The 18,796-nt window shown below is 63.6% G+C and carries 20 protein-coding genes; 7 read left to right on the top strand and 13 right to left on the bottom strand.

Going from position 1 to position 18,796, the window contains the following annotated elements; genetic code table 11:
- Positions 1-39: 39 nt before the first annotated feature.
- The gene (locus E5X34_RS08350) at positions 40-648 is read right to left on the bottom strand and encodes a YqgE/AlgH family protein (protein WP_127867091.1); all 609 of its coding nucleotides are present in this window, start codon (positions 646-648) and stop codon (positions 40-42) included.
- Positions 649-774: 126 nt separating this feature from the next.
- Between E5X34_RS08350 and E5X34_RS08345 the strand changes: the two genes are divergently transcribed.
- The 3 genes from E5X34_RS08345 (at position 775) to E5X34_RS08335 (ending at position 2,747) form a co-directional block, all read left to right on the top strand.
- Entirely contained in the window at positions 775-1,581 is an 807-nt protein-coding gene (locus E5X34_RS08345) for a protein-disulfide reductase DsbD domain-containing protein (RefSeq protein ID WP_292562972.1), read from the top strand.
- Positions 1,582-1,666: 85 nt separating this feature from the next.
- The gene (locus E5X34_RS08340; protein WP_292562970.1) at positions 1,667-2,149 is read left to right on the top strand and encodes a peroxiredoxin; all 483 of its coding nucleotides are present in this window, start codon (positions 1,667-1,669) and stop codon (positions 2,147-2,149) included.
- Between the two features lie 121 nt (positions 2,150-2,270).
- Positions 2,271-2,747, top strand: a complete 477-nt coding sequence (locus E5X34_RS08335; RefSeq protein ID WP_292562968.1) for a DUF2938 domain-containing protein — start codon at positions 2,271-2,273, stop codon at positions 2,745-2,747.
- A 20-nt stretch (positions 2,748-2,767) separates the two neighbouring features.
- Here the strand turns inward: E5X34_RS08335 and rnhA are convergent, their stop codons facing one another.
- The 11 genes from rnhA to coxB all read right to left on the bottom strand — a co-directional run bounded on the left by rnhA (position 2,768) and on the right by coxB (position 11,943).
- The gene (rnhA, locus tag E5X34_RS08330) at positions 2,768-3,301 is read right to left on the bottom strand and encodes a ribonuclease HI (protein WP_292562966.1); all 534 of its coding nucleotides are present in this window, start codon (positions 3,299-3,301) and stop codon (positions 2,768-2,770) included.
- Positions 3,298-4,260 carry a homoserine kinase gene (locus E5X34_RS08325; protein ID WP_292562964.1) on the bottom strand — a complete coding sequence of 321 codons (963 nt, stop codon included), beginning with the start codon at positions 4,258-4,260 and terminating at the stop codon, positions 3,298-3,300. The genes rnhA and E5X34_RS08325 overlap by 4 nt, the downstream gene beginning before the upstream one ends.
- Positions 4,261-4,266: 6 nt before the next feature.
- Positions 4,267-5,271, bottom strand: coding sequence for a 4-hydroxy-3-methylbut-2-enyl diphosphate reductase (gene ispH / locus E5X34_RS08320; RefSeq protein WP_042641772.1), 1,005 nt, complete (start codon positions 5,269-5,271; stop codon positions 4,267-4,269).
- Positions 5,272-5,405: 134 nt separating this feature from the next.
- Complete coding sequence (locus tag E5X34_RS08315) at positions 5,406-6,161, bottom strand: SURF1 family protein (RefSeq protein WP_292562962.1); 756 nt, start codon at positions 6,159-6,161, stop codon at positions 5,406-5,408.
- Positions 6,158-6,544 (bottom strand): DUF983 domain-containing protein, encoded by a 387-nt coding sequence (locus E5X34_RS08310; RefSeq protein ID WP_292562960.1) that lies wholly within the window; start codon positions 6,542-6,544, stop codon positions 6,158-6,160. Before E5X34_RS08310 ends, E5X34_RS08315 begins: the two co-directional genes overlap by 4 nt.
- A gap of 117 nt (positions 6,545-6,661) precedes the next feature.
- Entirely contained in the window at positions 6,662-7,543 is an 882-nt protein-coding gene (locus E5X34_RS08305; protein ID WP_042641766.1) for a cytochrome c oxidase subunit 3, read from the bottom strand.
- Between the two features lies 1 nt (position 7,544).
- Complete coding sequence (locus tag E5X34_RS08300) at positions 7,545-8,171, bottom strand: cytochrome c oxidase assembly protein (protein WP_292562958.1); 627 nt, start codon at positions 8,169-8,171, stop codon at positions 7,545-7,547.
- The gene (locus E5X34_RS08295) at positions 8,171-8,362 is read right to left on the bottom strand and encodes a hypothetical protein (protein ID WP_126078557.1); all 192 of its coding nucleotides are present in this window, start codon (positions 8,360-8,362) and stop codon (positions 8,171-8,173) included. The genes E5X34_RS08300 and E5X34_RS08295 overlap by 1 nt, the downstream gene beginning before the upstream one ends.
- Positions 8,359-9,303: a heme o synthase gene (locus E5X34_RS08290; RefSeq protein WP_292562956.1), complete on the bottom strand. Its 945-nt coding sequence runs from the start codon at positions 9,301-9,303 to the stop codon at positions 8,359-8,361. The genes E5X34_RS08295 and E5X34_RS08290 overlap by 4 nt, the downstream gene beginning before the upstream one ends.
- Positions 9,304-9,373: 70 nt before the next feature.
- On the bottom strand, positions 9,374-11,023 hold the full coding sequence (ctaD, locus tag E5X34_RS08285) for a cytochrome c oxidase subunit I (protein ID WP_292562954.1): 1,650 nt from the start codon (positions 11,021-11,023) through the stop codon (positions 9,374-9,376).
- Between the two features lie 38 nt (positions 11,024-11,061).
- Positions 11,062-11,943: a cytochrome c oxidase subunit II gene (gene coxB, locus E5X34_RS08280; protein ID WP_292562952.1), complete on the bottom strand. Its 882-nt coding sequence runs from the start codon at positions 11,941-11,943 to the stop codon at positions 11,062-11,064.
- 327 nt (positions 11,944-12,270) lie between these two features.
- Here coxB and E5X34_RS08275 point away from each other — a divergent pair, with 327 nt between their 5' ends.
- The 4 genes from E5X34_RS08275 (at position 12,271) to E5X34_RS08260 (ending at position 15,917) form a co-directional block, all read left to right on the top strand.
- Positions 12,271-12,810, top strand: a complete 540-nt coding sequence (locus E5X34_RS08275) for an invasion associated locus B family protein (RefSeq protein WP_126078560.1) — start codon at positions 12,271-12,273, stop codon at positions 12,808-12,810.
- 90 nt (positions 12,811-12,900) lie between these two features.
- A complete protein-coding gene (locus tag E5X34_RS08270) occupies positions 12,901-13,368 on the top strand; it encodes a YbjN domain-containing protein (RefSeq protein WP_292562950.1) in 468 nt (155 codons plus the stop codon).
- Between the two features lie 99 nt (positions 13,369-13,467).
- On the top strand, positions 13,468-14,880 hold the full coding sequence (gene tldD, locus E5X34_RS08265; RefSeq protein ID WP_292562948.1) for a metalloprotease TldD: 1,413 nt from the start codon (positions 13,468-13,470) through the stop codon (positions 14,878-14,880).
- 365 nt (positions 14,881-15,245) lie between these two features.
- The gene (locus tag E5X34_RS08260) at positions 15,246-15,917 is read left to right on the top strand and encodes a transglutaminase-like cysteine peptidase (RefSeq protein ID WP_292562946.1); all 672 of its coding nucleotides are present in this window, start codon (positions 15,246-15,248) and stop codon (positions 15,915-15,917) included.
- Between the two features lie 131 nt (positions 15,918-16,048).
- Here the strand turns inward: E5X34_RS08260 and E5X34_RS08255 are convergent, their stop codons facing one another.
- On the bottom strand, positions 16,049-18,700 hold the full coding sequence (locus tag E5X34_RS08255; RefSeq protein WP_292562944.1) for a caspase domain-containing protein: 2,652 nt from the start codon (positions 18,698-18,700) through the stop codon (positions 16,049-16,051).
- Positions 18,701-18,796 lie beyond the last annotated feature (96 nt).

Here is an 18,796-nt window from a genome sequence, read left to right as displayed (position 1 = left end):
ATGAGCGAGTTTCGAAACGGCGTCTGCGTCGGTGATGGATCACGCGTGGCCGGCGGCGGCGCTCAGATGGGCAAGATCGATACCGATCGAGGCCAGGATGCGATCGTATTTGCGCTCGATATCGGCGTCGAACAGAAGTTCCTGCGTCGCTGGGCAAGTCAGCCAGCCATTCTCGGCGATCTCTGTTTCGAGCTGGCCGGCGCCCCAGCCGGAATAGCCGAGCGCCATCAGCGCATGGCGCGGGCCGCGCCCGGTGGAGATGGCGCGCAGGATGTCGACGGTCGCGGTCAGACAGATATCGTCGGAAACGTTGAGCGAGGATTCCACGCGATAGTCGCCGGAGTGCAGCACGAAGCCGCGGCTGCGGTCGACCGGCCCGCCATTGCGCACGACGAAATCGCGCGTATGCGCCGGCAGGCGGATCGCTTCCTGCTCGTTCATGATGCCGAGCTGCACCAGCAGGTCCGGGAACAGCATCTGCTGCGTCTGGTTGATGATGAGGCCCATCGCGCCCTCGTCGCTGTGGGCGCAGATGTAGATGACGGAGCGCGCGAAACGGTCGTCCTTCATGCCAGGCATGGCAATCAGGAACTGGTCGTCGAGGAAGCCGCGTCCGGCGGCCGGTTTTTTGTGGCGCAGCAAGTCCATAGGTTGAGGGTAACGCGTTTCGGCTGCGCCGAAAAGATGGTGTCAGTCCCCGATGTCACGCAAATATGATACCGGGAGAGCGATCAGGCCATTGCGCGGCCAAGAACGGACGGTCAAATCACCGCCATGCGATACATGAAGATACTGGTTCTCGGCGTCGTTTTGGGGTGGGCTGCAAGCCTCCCGGCCGAGGCCTCTTCCTCGATCTGGTACAATTCGGAGGGCGGCAAGGTCCGGCTGGTGACTACCGGCAAGCCCGATGAGGCCGGCAAGATCCGCGGCGTGCTCGACATCGCGCTGAAGCCGGGCTGGAAGACCTATTGGCGCGACCCGGGCGATGCCGGCGTGCCGCCGCAGCTCGACATATCCGGCAGCACCAACATCGCCGACGCGCAATTGTCTTTCCCGCCGCCGCAGCGTCATGACGACGGCTACGGCAAATGGGCCGGCTATGATCGTCCCGTTTCGCTGCCAGTGACCTTCACGGTGTCCTCGCCCGGCCAACCAGCGACCATCGACGCCCATGTCTTCCTCGGCATCTGCGAGACGATCTGCATTCCGGTGCAGACCCGGCTCAGCGTCGATCCCGCGTCCGATCCGGACAACGCGACCGACGCCGCATTGGTCAAAACCGCGCTTGCGACGCTGCCCTCCCCGGCCCGGCCCGATTTCGGCATCAACGTGCTGCCCGGCGACCACGAGACCCTTGTCGTCCAGGCGCAGTCGCCCGGCGATCCGGAATCCGTCGACTTCTTCATCGCCGGCGAGCGCGACTACATGTTCGGCGCGCCGGTGCGCAGCCAGAAGGACGGCAAGCTTGTCTTCACCGTGCCGATCCTCGACCGGCCATCTGCCACGCCGAGCGATGGCGGGCTGTATTACACGCTGACCAGCGCCGAGGGTTCGGTCGACGGGTTGCTGCCTTTCCCTTGATCCAGCATTAGCGCAATGGTTGCGGGAAATCGTCCGGTCCGGTATCGAAGGCGTCGATCCTTCCCATCTCGCAAGCGAGGAACCCATGACCATTTCGGTTGGCGAAAAACTGCCCGCATCGAACTTCAAGGTGATGACCGCCGACGGCGCCAAGCCGATCACCGGCGACGAGATTTTCGCCGGCAAGAAGGTGGTGCTGTTCGGCGTTCCCGGCGCCTTCACGCCGACCTGCAGCAACAACCACCTGCCCGGCTATCTCGAGAACCATGACGCCATCCTGGCGCGCGGCGTCGACACCATCGCCGTGGTTTCGGTCAACGACGTCCACGTCATGGGCGCCTGGGCGCACTTCACCGGCGGCGAAGGCAAGATCCTCTACCTCGCCGACGGCAGCGGCGATTTCGCTAAGTCGGTCGGGCTCGACAACGATCTTTCCGCGGCCGGCATGGGCCTGCGCTCGAAACGCTTTTCGATGATCGTCGACGACGGCAAGGTCGTGGCACTCAATGTCGAAACCAAGCCGGGCGTCGACGAGAGCGGCGCGGCTCATATCCTCGGGCAGCTCTAGATCAGGATGACGTTTCGTTGACCCGCCATCCTGATCTCACTCTTTGCTGGAGCATGATCTTGTTCGAAAACCGGTTCCCACTTTTTGCGTGCGCTGACCTCCGGTTCGGGATCATGCTCTGATGCTCGACATCGCCTGGCGCGCGGTGGCGATCGGCATCGGCGCCACGGTGTTCATGGATATCTGGGCGATCATCCTCAACAAGGCGATCGGCCAACCCTTGCCCAATTGGGGCATGGTCGGACGCTGGGTCCGGCATCTGCCCGAAAAGGTCTTTCACGACGATATCGGCAAGGCCGCGCCCTATACGCATGAAAAGGCGCTGGGCTGGGTCTTCCACTATCTCGTCGGCATCCTCTATGGCGTGATCCTGGTCGTGCTCGCCGGCGCGGGCTGGCTGGCCGCGCCGACCTTCCTGCCCGCCTTCATCCTCGGCATCGTCACGGTCGGCGCCGGATGGTTCCTGCTGGCGCCGGGCATGGGCGCCGGCTGGGCGGCATCCAAGCTCCCCAACCCAACGAAGGTGCGCGCGCTCAATCTCGTGGCGCATACGGTGTTCGCGCTCGGTATGTTCTCGACGGCGCTGCTGATCCGCTGAAGCGAGAAGCCGTCGGACTCTCAATAACTTTGGGTCGAACGTCTGGGTGTAGGCTTCCTTGCCGGGGCGCCTTCCTGCGTTGACGCTGCCGCCACCGGCGCGGGCCTTGCCAGGTTCGGCTTGAACGGCGCCATGCCTTGCCGGGCCAGTTCGTCGGCGCGTTCGTTTTCCGGATGGCCGGCATGGCCCTTCACCCAGTACCAGGTGACCTTGTGGCGCCGGTTGGCCTCGTCGAGCGCCTGCCAGAGCTCGCCATTCTTGACCGGTTTCCTGTCGCCGGTCTTCCAGCCGTTCTTCTTCCAGCCATGGATCCACTTGGAGATGCCGTCCATGACGTATTTGCTGTCGGTGTAGAGGTCGACCGTGCAAGGTTCCTTCAGCGCATTGAGCGCCGTGATGGCGGCCAGCAGCTCCATGCGGTTGTTGGTGGTCTCGGCCTCGCCACCGGACAATTCCTTGGTGACGCCGTTATAGCGCAGCACGGCGCCCCAGCCGCCCGGCCCGGGATTGCCCGAGCAGGCGCCGTCGGTGAAGATCTCGATCTTTTTGTTCATGTCAGCCCGTATTCGGATGGCGACCTGATCGCGCGGTGGAAGCGCATGCGGCGGATATATTCGGTCGGGTCGCGCTTCATCACCAGCCCGCCATCCGGAATGGTCAGCCAGTCATAGAGGCGGGTCAGCATGAAGCGCAGCGCCGAGCCGCGCGCCAGGATCGGCATAGCCGCCTTCTCGTCGTTTCCAAGCGGCCGCACCGACTGATAACCGGCGAGCAGCGCCGTCCCCTTGGTCAGGTTGAAGGAAAAGTCCTTCTCGAAGCACCAGGCGTTGAGGCAGGTGGCGACATCGTAGGCGTAGAGGTCGTCGCAGGCGAAATAGAAGTCGATCAGCCCGGACAGCTTCTCGCCTAGGAAGAAGACATTGTCTGGGAACAGGTCGGCGTGGATGATGCCTTGCGGCAGGCCGCTCGGCCAGTTGCGCTCGAAATCGGCGAAGTCGGCGTCGACCTCGGCGGCAAGGCCCGGCTCGACCTCGTCGGCGCGCTCGCGCGAGGCCGCCCAGAGCTTGCGCCAGCCGTCGATCGCCAGCGCGTTCGGCCTTCTCATCTGAAAATCCTGGCCGGCAATATGGAGGCTGGCGAGCGCCTTGCCCACTTCAGCGCAATGCGCGGCGGTCGGGCGCCTGAGCGACAGGCCTTCGAGGAAGGTGATGATGACGGCCGGACGGCCGGCGAGCGTGCCGATGACGGTGCCGTCATGCGCAGTAACAGGCAGCGGACAGGAAATGCCTTTCCTGGCGAGATGGCCCATCAGGCCGAGGAAAAACGGCAGGTCGGCCTTGTCGACGCGCTTCTCATAAAGGGTCAGGATGTAGGAGCCGGTCGAGGCGTGGACCAGGAAATTGGAATTCTCGGTTCCCTCGGCGATGCCCTTGTAGGAGAGCAGTTCGCCGACCGGATAGGCTCTGAGGAACGCGGTCAGTTCGCCTTCGTTGACGTCGGTGTAGACGGCCATCCCGTTTCACGCCGCTCCATTGACGAAGGCCATGTCGGCCGCCGTGAGTTCGACATCGCGCAGCACCCGCATCACCGGAAAATCCTCCGTTTCCGTGGCCGTGATGGCCAGGTCGATGGTGACGTCGAAGCGCTGCCGGAACGCGTCGATGATCTCGTCGACGATGATCTCCGGCGCCGAGGCGCCGGCCGACAGGCCAAGTGTCCTGATCCCGGCGATCTCATCCCACGGAATTTCGGCGGCGCGCTGCACGAGAAGCGACATGGTGGCGCCGGCGCGCTCCGCCACTTCGACAAGACGACGCGAATTGGACGAATTGGGCGCGCCGACAATAAGGAAAAGATCGGCGCCGGCGGCCGTCTCCTTCACCGCTTCCTGGCGGTTGGTGGTGGCATAGCAGATCGATTCGGCCGCGGCCGCGTGCAATTCGGGAAACCGCTCCTGCAGAGCCCGGATGATGCCGGCGGTGTCCTCGACCGACAAGGTCGTCTGGGTGACGAAGCCCAGCGCCGATGCGTCGACGGGCACGAAGCGCGCGGCGTCGGCCTCGGTCTCGATCAGCGTCACGGCGCCTTCCGGCAACTGGCCCATCGTGCCGATCACCTCCGGGTGCCCGGCGTGTCCGATCAGAAGCACATGGCGGCCGAGCCGCTGGTGGCGCATCGCCTGCTTGTGCACCTTGGAGACCAGCGGGCAGGTGGCGTCAAGGTAGAAGAGATTGCGCGCCTCGGCATCCGCCGGCACCGATTTCGGCACGCCATGCGCGGAAAAGACCACGGGCGACTGACGATGCTCCGGCGGAATCTCGGACAGTTCCTCGATGAAGACGGCGCCGAGGCTCTGCAGCCCTTCGACGACGTAGCGGTTGTGCACGATCTCGTGGCGGACATAGACCGGCGCGCCGTATTTCTTCAGCGCCAGCACGACGATCTGGATGGCGCGGTCGACGCCGGCGCAGAAGCCGCGCGGCTGGCAGAGCCTGATCGTGAGCGGTGGCTTTTTCTCAATCATGAATTCTGGCCGGTTAAGTCGGAAACTATCTCTTTGTTTTGACGCAATTCCGGACGGAAAACCGCTCACACTTTTCCTGGAATAGCTTCACGCGAAATGAAGTGCGCACCCCTGCCCTGTCAAGAGCGCGGGCTTCACGCTTCCTTTGCCGGGCGGCGCAGCCTCAGGATCAGCACGGCGGCGAGAGCCGCGGCCAAGCCATACCAGGTGACCGCATATTGGAGGTGATTGTTGGGCAGGTCGATGATGGTGACGCCGCCGACGGGCAGGCCGCCGGGGTTCGGCGTCTTGTCGGCATCGATGAAGAACGGCACCAGCACGAACCCCGCCGGCAGGCCGGCGGTCGCCGCCATGACATCGCGGTCCTTCCAGTAGAAGATGTTCTTGGCGACGTCATTGTCGGGAAGCATCATCGACGGCTTGCTGGGCAGAGGGTTGCGCGCAAGCCCGGTGACCGTCACCTTGCCGGCAATTGCGCCCTGTCGGCGCTTGGCCGGATCCTTGAGGTCGTAGGGAACGAAGCCGCGGTTGATGAGCACGAAGCGGCCGTCCTCGAGCTGCAGGGGCGTGTATACGTTGAAGCCGCTGTCGCCTTGCCAGGTCGAAAAAAAGTGCCGCTCGCCCTGATGCAGGAAGGTGCCCGTCACCGTCACCGGGGTGTAGTCAACATCGTGGGAAGCGGCGAACTCCCTCTCGACGTCGGCCAGCGGCAATGGCGCGGAATGCGTGCGCTTGTCGATGGTCGCGAGCAGGTCTTCCTTCCAGTGCAGGCGTTGGACCTGCCAGGTGCCGAGCCCGATCAGGATGGCGAACAGGACGAGGCCGAGGCCGATAAGCAACGCCGAACGCGGCCGCGAACGCCCGGCCGCCGATCCGGTCGCCTCGGTCATTCGTGGGATTCCAGCCTGCCCTCGGAGGCCTTCTTCGAGTACTGCAAGGTGATCAGCACGCCCTTGATCAGGCGCAGCGCCGTCAGGCAGAGCACCAGAGCCAGCGGTATCCACAAGATGAAGTGCAGCCAGAGCGGCGGGCTGAGCGTCACCTCCATCCAGAGCGCGAGGCCGACGACGAGGAAGCCGATGATCAGAATGACGAACACCGCCGGCCCATCGCCGGCATCGGCGAAGGAATAGTCGAGCCCGCAATTGTAGCAGCGCTTGCCGACGGTGAGGAAACCCGAGAACAGCTTGCCCTCGCCGCAGCGCGGGCAGCGGCCATGCAGGCCCGCCGAGATCGGGTCGATGGGGGGCCAGATCGCCTTGTCTTCGCTCATACCGGCACCGTAGACCCTTTCGCTTGAAAAGATAAGGCGGCCACGTCGCCGCGGCCGCCCGTCGCTCCAAGCAATTCCGGAAAAATCGCTACGCGTTTTTCCCGAAATTGCCCTCTATCAGTGGCCTTCGATCAGCGCGCCGTTCGAGGCCCAGACATAGATGGCGCTGAACAGGAACAGCCAGACCACGTCGACGAAGTGCCAGTACCAGGCGGCCGCCTCGAAGCCGAAATGCTGCTTCGGCGTGAAGTCGCCGCGCATGGCGCGCACCAGGCAGACAGCCAAGAAGATGGTGCCGATGATGACGTGGAAGCCGTGGAAGCCGGTCGCCATGAAGAAGGTGGCGCCATAGATCGATTCCTTGAACGCGAAGGGCGCGTGCATGTACTCGTAGGCTTGCACCATGGTGAACAGCATGCCGAGGCCGACGGTCAACACCAGACCGTTGACCAGGCCCTTGCGGTCGCCATGCAGCAACGCGTGGTGCGCCCAGGTCACCGTCGTGCCCGACAGGAGCAGGATGATGGTGTTGTAAAGCGGCAGGTGGAAGGGGTCGAGGACTTCCATGCCCTTCGGCGGCCATACGCCGCCGGTGAAGGCGGTGCGGGCATATTGATTTGCCTCGCCGGGGAAGAGACTTGCGTCGAAGAAGGCCCAGAACCAGGCGACGAAGAACATCACCTCGGAGGCGATGAACATGATCATGCCGTAGCGCAGGTGAAGCGACACGACGCGCGTGTGGTAGCCCTCATGCGCTTCCTTGATGGTGTCCGACCACCAGGCGAACATCGTGTAGAGCACGATGATCATGCCGATGAAGAACAGCCACGGATTGGCGATGTTGTGGCCGAAGACCGGGAAGTTGCCGCCCTTCAGATACTGCATCAGGCAGACGCCGCCGATGGCGGTGACCAGCGCGCCGACCGAACCCAGGAAGGGCCAGGGGCTCGGGTTGACGAGATGGTAGTCGTGGTGTGGTTTTGCGTGCGCGTCTGCCATATCAACCCCCGAGGCTTGCTTCGGAATCTGGAATTTTTTTGCTGCTGCCAGCGGCCGGCGCCGACGAAGCGACCGGCTGTTTCTTTTCGACCGGGAACATCGTGTAGGACAGGGTAATGGTCTTCAAGTCCTTCAGTTCCGGCACGTTGACGATGTCTGGATCGACATAGAACACGACCGGCATGTCCAGCGTCTCGCCGGGCTTCAGCGTCGTGTCGGTGAAGCAGAAGCACTCCACCTTGTTGAAATAGGCGCCGGCCATTTCCGGCTGCACGTTGAACGAGGCGCGGCCGGTGATGGGGCGGTCGAACTTGTTGGTGGCGCTGTAATGCGCCTGCGTCGTCTCACCGATCTTGATCGTCACCGAGCGGGCGACCGGCTCGAACTGCCACGGAATGCCGTTGGTGTTGGCATCGAAGCGGATGGTGATGTCACGGTCGAGCACGCGGCCGGCATACTGCTTCTCCGCGCGCTGCGTGGTGCCGCCATAGCCCGTGACCTGGCAGAACATTTTGTAGAGCGGCACCGCCGCGTAGGCCATCCCGACCATGCCGGTGAAGAAGGCGAGGCAGACAGCGGCGACGATGCCGTTGTTCAGCTTGCGGGGCTTGCTCACGTTGCCGCTCATCAGCCGCCTCCGAACAGACCCGAGCCGGTCAGGCTCGCGCCATGGTGGCCGAAGCGCGCGATGGTGACGACGTAGAAGATGATGACCAAAGCGGCCAACGCCAGGCCGATGGCCGCGGAACGATTGCGGCGCGCCTTCAGTTGGCGCTCGGTGAGCGTGACCAGTTCGATCTTCTTGTCGGCCACGATCATATCCCCCCCATGATGAGGGCGCGCCCGACCACACAGTCGACGAGGTAGGCAGCGAAGATGGCGAAGAGATAGAGCAGCGAATAGCCGAACAGCGCCTTGGCCGGTTTCATCGCGCGATCGCCGTCGGCTATGCCGAGCACTTTCCAGGCATACCAGACGAAGCCGAGTCCCAGCGCCGCGGAAACCACGCCGTAGCCGGCGGTGGTATAGCCGAGCGCCCAGGGCAGCACGCCGATCGGCGCCAGGATCAGCGCATAGGCGAAGATCTGCCGGCGGGTCGAGGCCTGGCCGGCGACGTTCGGCATCATCGGGATGCCGGCGCGGGCGTAGTCGTCGGACTTGAACAGCGCCAGCGCCCAGAAATGCGGCGGCGTCCACAGGAAGATGATCAGGAACAGGATCACGCTTTCGAGGCTGACCGAGCCGGTCACGGCGGCCCAGCCGATCACCGGCGGGAAGGCGCCTGCGGCGCCACCGATGACGATGTTCTGCGGCGTCCAGCGCTTCAGCCACATCGTGTAGATGACGGCATAGAAGAAGATGGTGAAGGCGAGAAGCGATGCCGACAGCCAGTTGACCAGCACGCCGAGCGTCATCACCGACAGCACCGAAAGGACAAGACCGAAGGTCAACGCCTCGCCTGGCGTGACGCGGCCCGCCGGCACCGGGCGGGAAGCTGTCCTGGTCATCACCGCATCGATATCGGCGTCGTACCACATGTTGAGCGCGCCGGAGGCGCCGGCGCCTATGGCGATTGCCAGGATGGCGACCATCGCGATCAGCGGATTGATGGCGACGGGCGCGGCGACCAGGCCGACAAAGGCGGTGAAGACGACCAGCGACATGACGCGCGGCTTCAGCAGGGCGAAGTAATCGCCCGCTGTCGCTTCCGATATGCGAAAGCCCGCGTCCTTCATCAATCTGTGGTCGGCAAGGGCCATGCGTACTTAAAGTCCATTATTCCGTTGGCCAAGACCGCCGGCTGTCCGGCGGTCTCGTAATAGGGCTGCCTTACTTGATCTTCGGCAGTTGCTCCCACTGGTGGAAGGGCGGCGGCGAAGGCAGCTGCCATTCGAGCGTGGTGGCACCTTCGCCCCACGGATTGGCGCCCGCGACGCGCTTCTTCTGGAAGGCCTCGAACACGCCGTAGAGGAAGATCGCGACGCCGACGGCCGCGATGTAGGAGCCGTAGGACGAGATCATGTTCCAGCCGGCGAACGCGTCAGGATAGTCGACGGTGCGGCGCGGCATGCCGGCGAGGCCGAGGAAGTGCTGCGGGAAGAAGATCAGGTTGACGCCGACGAAGGTGACCCAGAAGTGGGTGTTGGCGATCACCGGCGAGTACATGTAGCCGGTCATCTTCGGGAACCAGTAGTACCAGCCGGCGAAGATCGCGAACACGGCGCCCAGCGACAGCACGTAGTGGAAGTGGGCGATCACGAAATAGGTGTCGTGCAGCGAACGGTCGAGGCCGGCATTGGCGAGCTGGACGCCGGTGACGCCACCGATGGTGAACAGGAAGATGAAGCCCAGCGCCCACAGCATCGGCGGCTTGAAGGAGATCGAGCCGCCCCACATGGTGGCGATCCAGGAGAAGATCTTCACGCCGGTCGGCACCGCGATGACCATGGTGGCGAACACGAAATAGCGCTGCGTGTCGAGCGACAGGCCGGTCGTGTACATGTGGTGCGCCCAGACGATGAAGCCGACGGCGCCGATCGCGACCATGGCGTAGGCCATGCCGAGATAACCGAAGACGGGCTTCTTCGAGAAGGTCGAGACGATGTGGCTGATGATGCCGAAGCCCGGCAGGATCAGGATGTACACTTCGGGATGACCGAAGAACCAGAACAGGTGCTGGAAGAGCAGCGGGTCACCGCCCTGGTCCGGCACGAAGAAGGCGGTGCCGAAATTGCGGTCGGTGAGCAGCATGGTGATGGCGCCCGCCAGAACCGGCAGCGACAAGAGCAGCAGGAAGGCGGTGATCAGCACGGCCCAGGCAAACAGCGGCATCTTGTGCAGCGTCATGCCGGGAGCGCGCATGTTGAAGATGGTGGTGATGAAGTTGATGGCGCCGAGGATCGACGAAGCGCCGGCGATGTGGATCGACAGGATCGCCAGATCCATCGCGGGACCGGGCTGGCCGGAGGTCGAGAGCGGCGGGTAGATCGTCCAGCCGCCGCCGACACCGAAGGCACCTGGCGCACTCGGCACGAACATCGAGGAGAGCAGCAGGATGAAGGCCGGAGGCAGCAGCCAGAAGGAGATGTTGTTCATGCGCGGGAACGCCATGTCCGGCGCGCCGATCATGATCGGCACCATCCAGTTGGCGAAGCCGCCGATGAGAGCCGGCATGACCATGAAGAAGATCATGATCAGGCCGTGCGCGGCGCCGAACGCATTGTACATGCTCTTGCCACCGTCTATGGCGGCGTCGCCCTGCATGCCGTAGACCATCTGCGCCAGACCGCTGAAGATCTGGATGCCCGGCTCCTGCAGCTCCATGCGGATGGCGACCGAGAGCGCGCCGCCGATAATGCCGGCCATGATCGCGAAGATCAGGTAGAGCGTGCCGATGTCCTTGTGGTTGGTCGAGTAGACCCAGCGGACCCAGCCATGCGGCCTGTGGTCGCCGTGATCGTGAGCTGCAGCCTCTGCCATGTTCCGCTCCGTTCCCTAAATCTTGCTAACCCGCGGCATCAGTTGCCGGCGGCCGCTATCTTGTTGGTACCATCGATCTCGGCCATCAGCGCCTTGTTGGCGGCGGGCACGTCGGTCTTGGCCGTCTCCAGCCAGGTCTTGAACTGCGCATCGGAAACGACGCGGACCGCGATCGGCATGAAAGCGTGATCCTTGCCGCAGAGCTGCGAGCACTGGCCGTAGTAGAGGCCTTCCTTCTCCGCCTTGAACCAGGTCTCGTTGGTGCGGCCGGGAACGGCGTCCATCTTGATGCCGAAGGACGGCACGGCGAAGGAGTGGATGACGTCGGTCGCGGTGATCAGCACCCGGGTCGTGGTGCTGACCGGCACGACCAGCTCGTTGTCGACCGCGAGCAGGCGCGGATAGAGGGCGCGATCCTCCTTGCCGGCCTTGGCGCGGTCGCCATCCTGCAGAACCGCCGAGTTGAAGGAGAAGGTCTTGTCGACCTGGTATTCGTAATCCCAGTTCCACTGGTTGCCGGTCGCCTTGACGGTGAGCTTGGCTTCTTCCGGCGGCGTGTACTGCGCGGTGAGCAGTTGGAAGGAGGGAATGGCGATAAGCAAGAGCACGATCACCGGCCCGACCGTCCAGATCACCTCGATCAGCGTGTTGTGGCTGGTCTTCGACGGCACCGGATTGGCGCTGGCGCGGAACTTGACGATGCAGACCAGCAAAAGCACCAGCACGAGAACGGTGATCGGGACGATGAACCACATGGTGTAGTTCCCGAACCGCTCGATCTGCCGCATCATCTCGGTGGCCGGAGCCTGGAAGGTCACCTCCCATTCCCGCGGCTGGTCGGCACGGGCCGCACCGGAGAAGAGCACGGCCGAAGCTGCCGTACCTGCCAAGAATTTAGCGCTTGCCAGGAATTTCCTCATCGCCCTCTCGTCTCCCACTTCCCGCGATTTTGTCGCACCAATAGCGGACGATGCCGGGATTGGGAATCCCGGTCTGTCCCTGGGTGGTTCAAACCATACTCTATTTCCCTCCGCAAGAAAGGAGCGGAGGAAACCGTGCGGCATTTTTGCGCGCAGCCCGAAGGCCGTGTTCGGCGCTCGCCATGCTATATGCCGGGCGGCCCCAATTCGGGCGAATTTGCTTTGGAAAAGCACGCAATTGCCGGTATCGGGGCGCACCGGCGACGGTCTCGTCCTTTACTTGGCCCGGGCGCAGCTTAAAGTGCCGTGATTCGCAATGGAGCCGTCATGACTTCCTGGCTTTCGAGAACCTTGGCGAAGGTCGTTCTTGCCGTCGCCTTGCTCGGTGTCGGCATAGCCGTTGGCGCCGCCGCCTCGCCGAACAACGCCACGCCGCCCAGCGGCACGGTGAAGTCGACGCATGGCGCATGGTCGATCATCTGCGACACGCCGGCGGGCGCGACCTCCGAGCAATGCGTGATGATGCAGAATGTCGTCGCCGAGGATCGTCCTGAAATGGGCCTTTCGGTCGTGGTGCTGCGCACCGCCGACAACAAGGCCGAGATCCTGCGCGTGCTGGCGCCGCTCGGCGTTCTCCTGCCCAACGGCCTCGGCCTCAATGTCGACGGCAAGGATATCGGCCGCGCCTATTTCGTGCGCTGCTTCCAGGACGGCTGCTATGCCGAAGTGATCCTCGAAAAGCCGCTGCTCGACACGTTGAAGAGCGGCACCTCGGCTACCTTCATCGTCTTTCAGACGCCGGAAGAAGGCATCGGCATTCCCGTCGACCTCAAGGGCTTTGCGGAAGGCTTCGCCGCCCTACCTTGATCTTGTCGCCCACGCGCAGCGGCCGTCCCTCATGCCCAAGGTGCGGCGGTGATGCGCGCTTGGCGGCCAGGAGGGCGGCCAGGAGGCTTGATGCGCGCGACGTTGACCATTTCCATTGCAGGTCTGGCGCTAGCCTGCGCGGCCTCGGCAGCCCGGGCCGAGGATGCCGAAATCCTCCAGACGCCGGATCCCGCCACGGTTCTCGACATCGCCAAGGGCTTCGGCTCGGCCAGGATGGACAAGGACGACAATGGCGACCCGATGATCTCCGGCCGCGTCGAAGGCGTCAAATACGTCATCTATTTCTACGGCTGCGAAGACCATGAGAACTGCAAGTCGCTGCAGTTCTCGACCGGCTACACAGATCCGCTGACCGCCGACCAGGCCAACGCCTGGAACGCAAAGTACCGCTGGGTGAAGGCCTATTCGGGCGACGGCTCGAATTTCAAGATGGATGTCAGCTTCGCCGGCGGCATCACCAGGGCCAATCTGGAGGAGCAGTTCTCCAACTGGAACGCGATGGCCGGCAACATCAAGGACTTCGTCAACGGCAGGTGACGGCGTCGCAATCGCCGGCTTCATTCTCGTCGGCGATTGTCTGGCGGCAGCTTCGCGCCTACATCCGTTGCAAGATTTGTTTCCACGAATGGATTTGCCATGAACAGCCTGATCGGCCAATTCGATATTTCCGATGATCGCGTCAAGGAGATCGTCACCGAGACCATCAAGGGCGCCGACGACGGCGAGCTGTTCCTCGAATACAGCGAGAGCGAGGCGCTGATGTTCGACAATGGCCGGCTGAAGACGGCCAATTTCAACACCGATCAGGGGTTCGGCCTGCGCGCCGTGGCCGGCGAGGCCAGCGGCTATGCGCATTCCAGCGATCTTTCCGAAGCTTCGCTGCTGCGCGCAGCCGATGCCGTCTCGGCGGTCAAGGGCGGCTATTCCGGCACGCTTGCCGGCGCGCCGGCCCGCACCAACCGCCACCTCTATGGCGACGAGAACCCCATCCCCTCGCCTTCCTTCGAGGCCAAGGCCAAGCTGTTGCAGGAGATCGACGGCTGGCTGCGCGCGAAGGATCCGCGCGTGCGCCAAGTGACGGCCTCGCTGGCCGCATCCTGGCAGCATGTCGAGATCGTGCGTGGCGACGGCCAGATCGTGCGCGACATCCGCCCGCTGGTCAGGATCAACGTATCGGTCGTGGTCGGCAGCGGCGACCGGCAGGAGAGCGGCTCCTACGGGATGGGCGGCCGCAAGAGCTTCGGCGAGTTCGTCAGCGAGGAAAGCTGGAAGCATGCGGCAAGCGAGGCGCTGCGGCAGGCGCTGGTCAATCTCGAGGCGGTTCCAGCGCCCGCCGGAACGTTCGACATCGTGCTGTCCAGCGGCTGGCCGGGCGTGATGCTGCACGAAGCGGTAGGCCACGGGCTCGAGGGCGATTTCAACCGCAAGAAGACATCGGCCTTCGCCGGCCTGATGGGCCAGCAGGTAGCGGCGAAGGGCGTCACGGTTGTCGACGACGGCACCATCCCCGAGCGGCGCGGCTCGCTCACCGTCGACGACGAAGGAACGCCTTCGGCGCGCAACGTGCTGATCGAGGACGGCAAGCTCGTCGGCTACATGCAGGACCGCCAGAACGCCCGGCTGATGGGCATGAAGGCGACGGGCAACGGAAGGCGCGAGGGCTATGCGCACCAGCCGATGCCGCGCATGACCAACACCTACATGACCGCGGGCGACATGCAGCCGGAAGAGATCATCGCCTCGGTCAAGAACGGCATCTACGCCGTCTCCTTCGGCGGCGGCCAGGTCGACATCACGTCCGGCAAGTTCGTGTTCGGCTGCACCGAGGCCTACATGATCGAGAACGGCAAGGTGACGCAGCCGATCAAGGGCGCGATGCTGATCGGCAACGGGCCGGACGCCATGCACCGCGTCAGCATGATCGGCAACGACATGAAGCTCGACAACGGCATCGGCATGTGCGGCAAGGCTGGACAGGGCGTGCCGGTGGGCGTCGGCCAGCCGCATCTGCGGATGAACCAGATGACGGTGGGCGGCACCAGGGTTTGAGGCGCCGGAGCCGTCCCGCAATTCTGGCGTGCCTGCGATGCTCACCGACGGAGCCCGTAATGTCGAAATCCGAAGCCCATCAGAGGGCGCTGATCTGAAACCGGCAACGCGCTTTGCCCCGACGCGAGCAAAGGACGTGTTCGGTATCCTACCTCCCCCTGGCAAGCCAAAAACACTGGAGGATATCGACATCGCCTTGTCCGCTGAAGCGCAGCGGCGCCAAACTGCCGTTTGAGACCGGTCTGCGGCAGCCTTCGCCCAACGCAAAACACAATCGCGTTAGAACATTATTAATTGTTCAGTTGCGTTGGCCTGCCTCTGCCCATTAGCCTGCGGCCAGTCTTCTCGTTGCGGTGGTGTCGGTAGTGAAGCATTCCCCAGGCGTCCTGACCTCTTCCCTCTTCCTTGGTTTTGTCTCGTTGATCGGCGCGACTTCGCTGCCGTCAGGCCCTGCGGCGGCGCAGTCGTCGCTGTTCAAGCTAGCGTCGACACGACCTGTCGCCAGTTCCGCCGCAGTCGGCGGCAGCACCAGCGTCCCGTATGGGTGGCTCGATTTCTGTCATCGCCGGCCGAAGGAGTGCAAGGTGCCTGCCCTGCCGGCCGCCAGTGTCAAGCTGACCGCGCGGAACATGAGCATCCTCAAGCGGGTAAACCAGAAGGCGAACCGCTCCATCAAGCCCGTCAGCAACTACGATCACTGGGGCACGATGATGGATCACTGGGACTATCCCGTGGACGGCAAGGGCGATTGCAAGATCTACGCGCTCTACAAGCGCAAGCTTCTCCAGGAAGCAGGATTTCCCCGGCAGGCATTGCTGATGACCGTGGTTCGCGACCTGCACAATGAGGGCCATACCATCCTGACGGTGAAGACCGACAAGGGCGATCTCGTGCTGGACAATCTGGTCGACGAGGTTAGGCCGTGGAATGCCACCGGCTATTATTTCCTGAAGCGGCAGTCGCAGCAGAACCCGAACACCTGGGTTTCGATCAACCAGCGTGGCGGCACGGCAAAGCGGCTATCGCCGAGCTCATAGGCCGAATTGTCCGCCTGTCCCGTGCAGCCAGCATCCGCTGAAGCGCCGCGAGCCAGCGATCACTTGATTTGCAGGCGATGAGCCAGGAAACCCCGGCCCATCAACGGAGAATTGCTGTCCAACCCCTGCCGCTATTGTTTGCAGGGCGGCTCGCCCGGGTTGCCGCAGGCGAATTTCTTGTTGTTACCCTGCGGCGGTTGTTCCTTGGGCTGTTGTGGCAGACGCCGCTCCTGAGCGTTGGGGTTTTCCTGAAGCTTGAGCTGGCGCTGCACATTCTCGTTCGGCCGGTTGACCTTGAAATTGCGCTGGACGTTGACTTCCGGGCCGACGGAACCTTCCTCATTCTGCGGCTTGCGGAACTTCCTGGCCCCGTCGTTCCCGCCGGTGGAGCCCTGATTCTCGCCGGAGAAGACATCCGGATTGTTCTTCCTGAGCCGCTTCTGCATACTCGGCCCATTGTCGGCCGGCGCACCATTGACGGTCGGCAGTCTGCGAAACTTCTTGACGTTCCCGTCGATCGAGCCCTGGTCGGAGAACACGTCCGGATTGTTCTTCCTCAGGTGCTTCTGCACGCTCGGCCGGTTGTCAGCCGGCTCACCATTGACGGTCGGCAGCTTGCCGAATTTCCTGCCTTTGTCGTTTCTGTTGGCCGAGCCCTGATCGCCTGGTTCGACTATGGACTGGCCGGCTGACAAATCCTTGCGCATCAGCCTCTTCGGTTTGCCGTTGCCCTGGTCGGACAACGCGTTGGGATTGTTCTTCCTGAACTTTTCCCGTGCGCTCAGCCCGTTATCGGCGGGTAAGCCGTTGACGGTCGGCAGTTTGCGGATTTTCTTGCCCTTCTGCTGATCCGTGCCCTGCACTCCGGTCGCCGCGGCGCCGGCATCTCCCGTCGCCTCCTGGTTGCCCTCGACAATGCCTTGCTTGCCAAGCAGCTTCCTCGACCTGTCGTTGGGCAGATTCTGGCCGTTGAGCACCGGCTTGCCGTTGACGAGCGGCAGCGTTTTGCCATCGGCTCCCGGCAAGGCGTGGTCGGTTCCGAGCTTGCGGGTGGACAGGTTCTTCGACAGCGGACCCGCGGCACCAGGCTGCTGGCCCTGCGTCACACCCTGACCGGGCTTCAGTGGCAAGGCGCCCTCATTCTGGCCGCCTTGATTCTGATTGAACTGAGCCTGACCCGATACGGCCGCCCTCTTCTTCAAGAGCGGCGGCAGCGCGACCCTGGCCGCCAGCGTCGCGCCGGCACCGATGGCAGCTCCGGTCACTTTCTGGCCTGCGGTGAGGCCGCCCTCTGCATTGCCGTCTGGCTGCCCGGCCTGATTGGCGGTCTCGTTGCGGATCGTGGTGTTATTGATGTTGTTGATGACGGTCGTGTTGTGGATGTTGTTGAAAATGATGTTGTCCGGCGGCGGCACGATGTCACGTGGCGGCCTGACCCAGACCGGCACGGGGACGAAGACCGGCGTCGGCAGGACGTAAACATCGACCGGCGGCGGAGGCGGCGGCAGCACGACAAAATCCGGCGGCGGAGGCGGCAGGAATATCACGTCGACCGGCGGCGGAGGCTCGAAATCGAAATCCGGATCGTCGAAATAGAGCACCGGCCTATCGACATAGACGATTTCCTCCTCCGGCGGCGGCGGCACATCGTACACGATAACTGTGAAGCTCGCCGGTGGCTCGAGCTCGGCGTCGAAATGCTCCAGCCGGCGCCGCGCGTCCCAGGCATGCGGCCCGTGCGGATAGCGTTCGAGGTAGGACCAATAGGCCTCCGGCGTGTCCCGCAGCCATGTTTCACGCCAGGTGATCGCCTCGCGTCGCGCCGCGATGATGGCGCGCACGCGCTTGGCCATTGGGTCGTGCGGATAGGCGACGATGAAATCCTCGTAGCCGCGCATCGTGTCGCGATCGAGTGCCGCGAGATACGCGTCGTGCGCATTGAAGTCGCGGATCGCCCTGGTCCGGTTAGTCCGTTCTTCGGCCTCGGAAACCTTCGGCGGCGGCGCGTCCGGAGCGCGCTCGAAGAAGACGAAAGGCGCATCGATCTTCGAGACACTCCACGGGATTTCGGCGCCTTGCGTCACCTCGTTGACGCGTAGCCGCGTGCGGTCGAAAACCTCGTCGAGCGACAAGCCGCCGTCGCGCATCATCTCGGCGAGCGCCTGGGCATAGGCGCCGTATGGGCCCTTGCCTTCCGGCGCAACCGTTCCGGGGGCGGCGTTGAACGCGATCAGCATATTGGGGTCGGGGTCGACTAGCGCCAGCCCGCTGGCCAGCGGCTGGCTCATTTTTGGGAGGGCATTCGGCCGGGCCGCGTCGAGGACGACTATATTAACCTTCGTCGGCAGTCCGGCCAGCGACTTGGTGATATCGGAGAGCCGCATGGCCTGGAGCGGCACGTCGGCCGGATTGGCGATCTGGGCATCGACCGGCAAGAAGTAGTTCTCGCCTTCGAACTGCACGCCACGGCCGGCGAGGTACACGAAAACGGTAGCGTCCGGACCGGCGGCGGAAACTTTCGCAAGGAAATCACGCAGCGCGCCACGCAGCGATTCTTGGTCGACATCGCGCGCGCCGACCACATCGAACCCGGCTGCTTGCAGGGTCTGCGCGATCAGACCGGCGTCGTTCGCGGAGGTGACCAGCGCATCGGAGGGATAGGCGGCGTTGCCGATGACGAAAGCGAGACGTTTCTGCTGTTGCGCGAGCACACCCGTCGCGGAGGCGACGGTGAACGCGATGAGAACAACGAGAAGACCGATGACTTTCCGAAGCGAGAGCATAGCAATTCGCCATCCTTGTTCGCCATCCATCCCGCGCGATAACGCCGGACCCGCGCGATAACGCCAGAGAGGCAGGAATGTTTCCCTAACAGCGAA

The sequence above is a fragment of the Mesorhizobium sp. genome, from assembly GCF_004963255.1.
Classification (GTDB): Bacteria; Pseudomonadota; Alphaproteobacteria; order Rhizobiales; family Rhizobiaceae; genus Mesorhizobium.
Note: the sequence above shows the minus strand (reverse complement) of the source record. Positions and strands in the feature narration are given on the sequence as shown.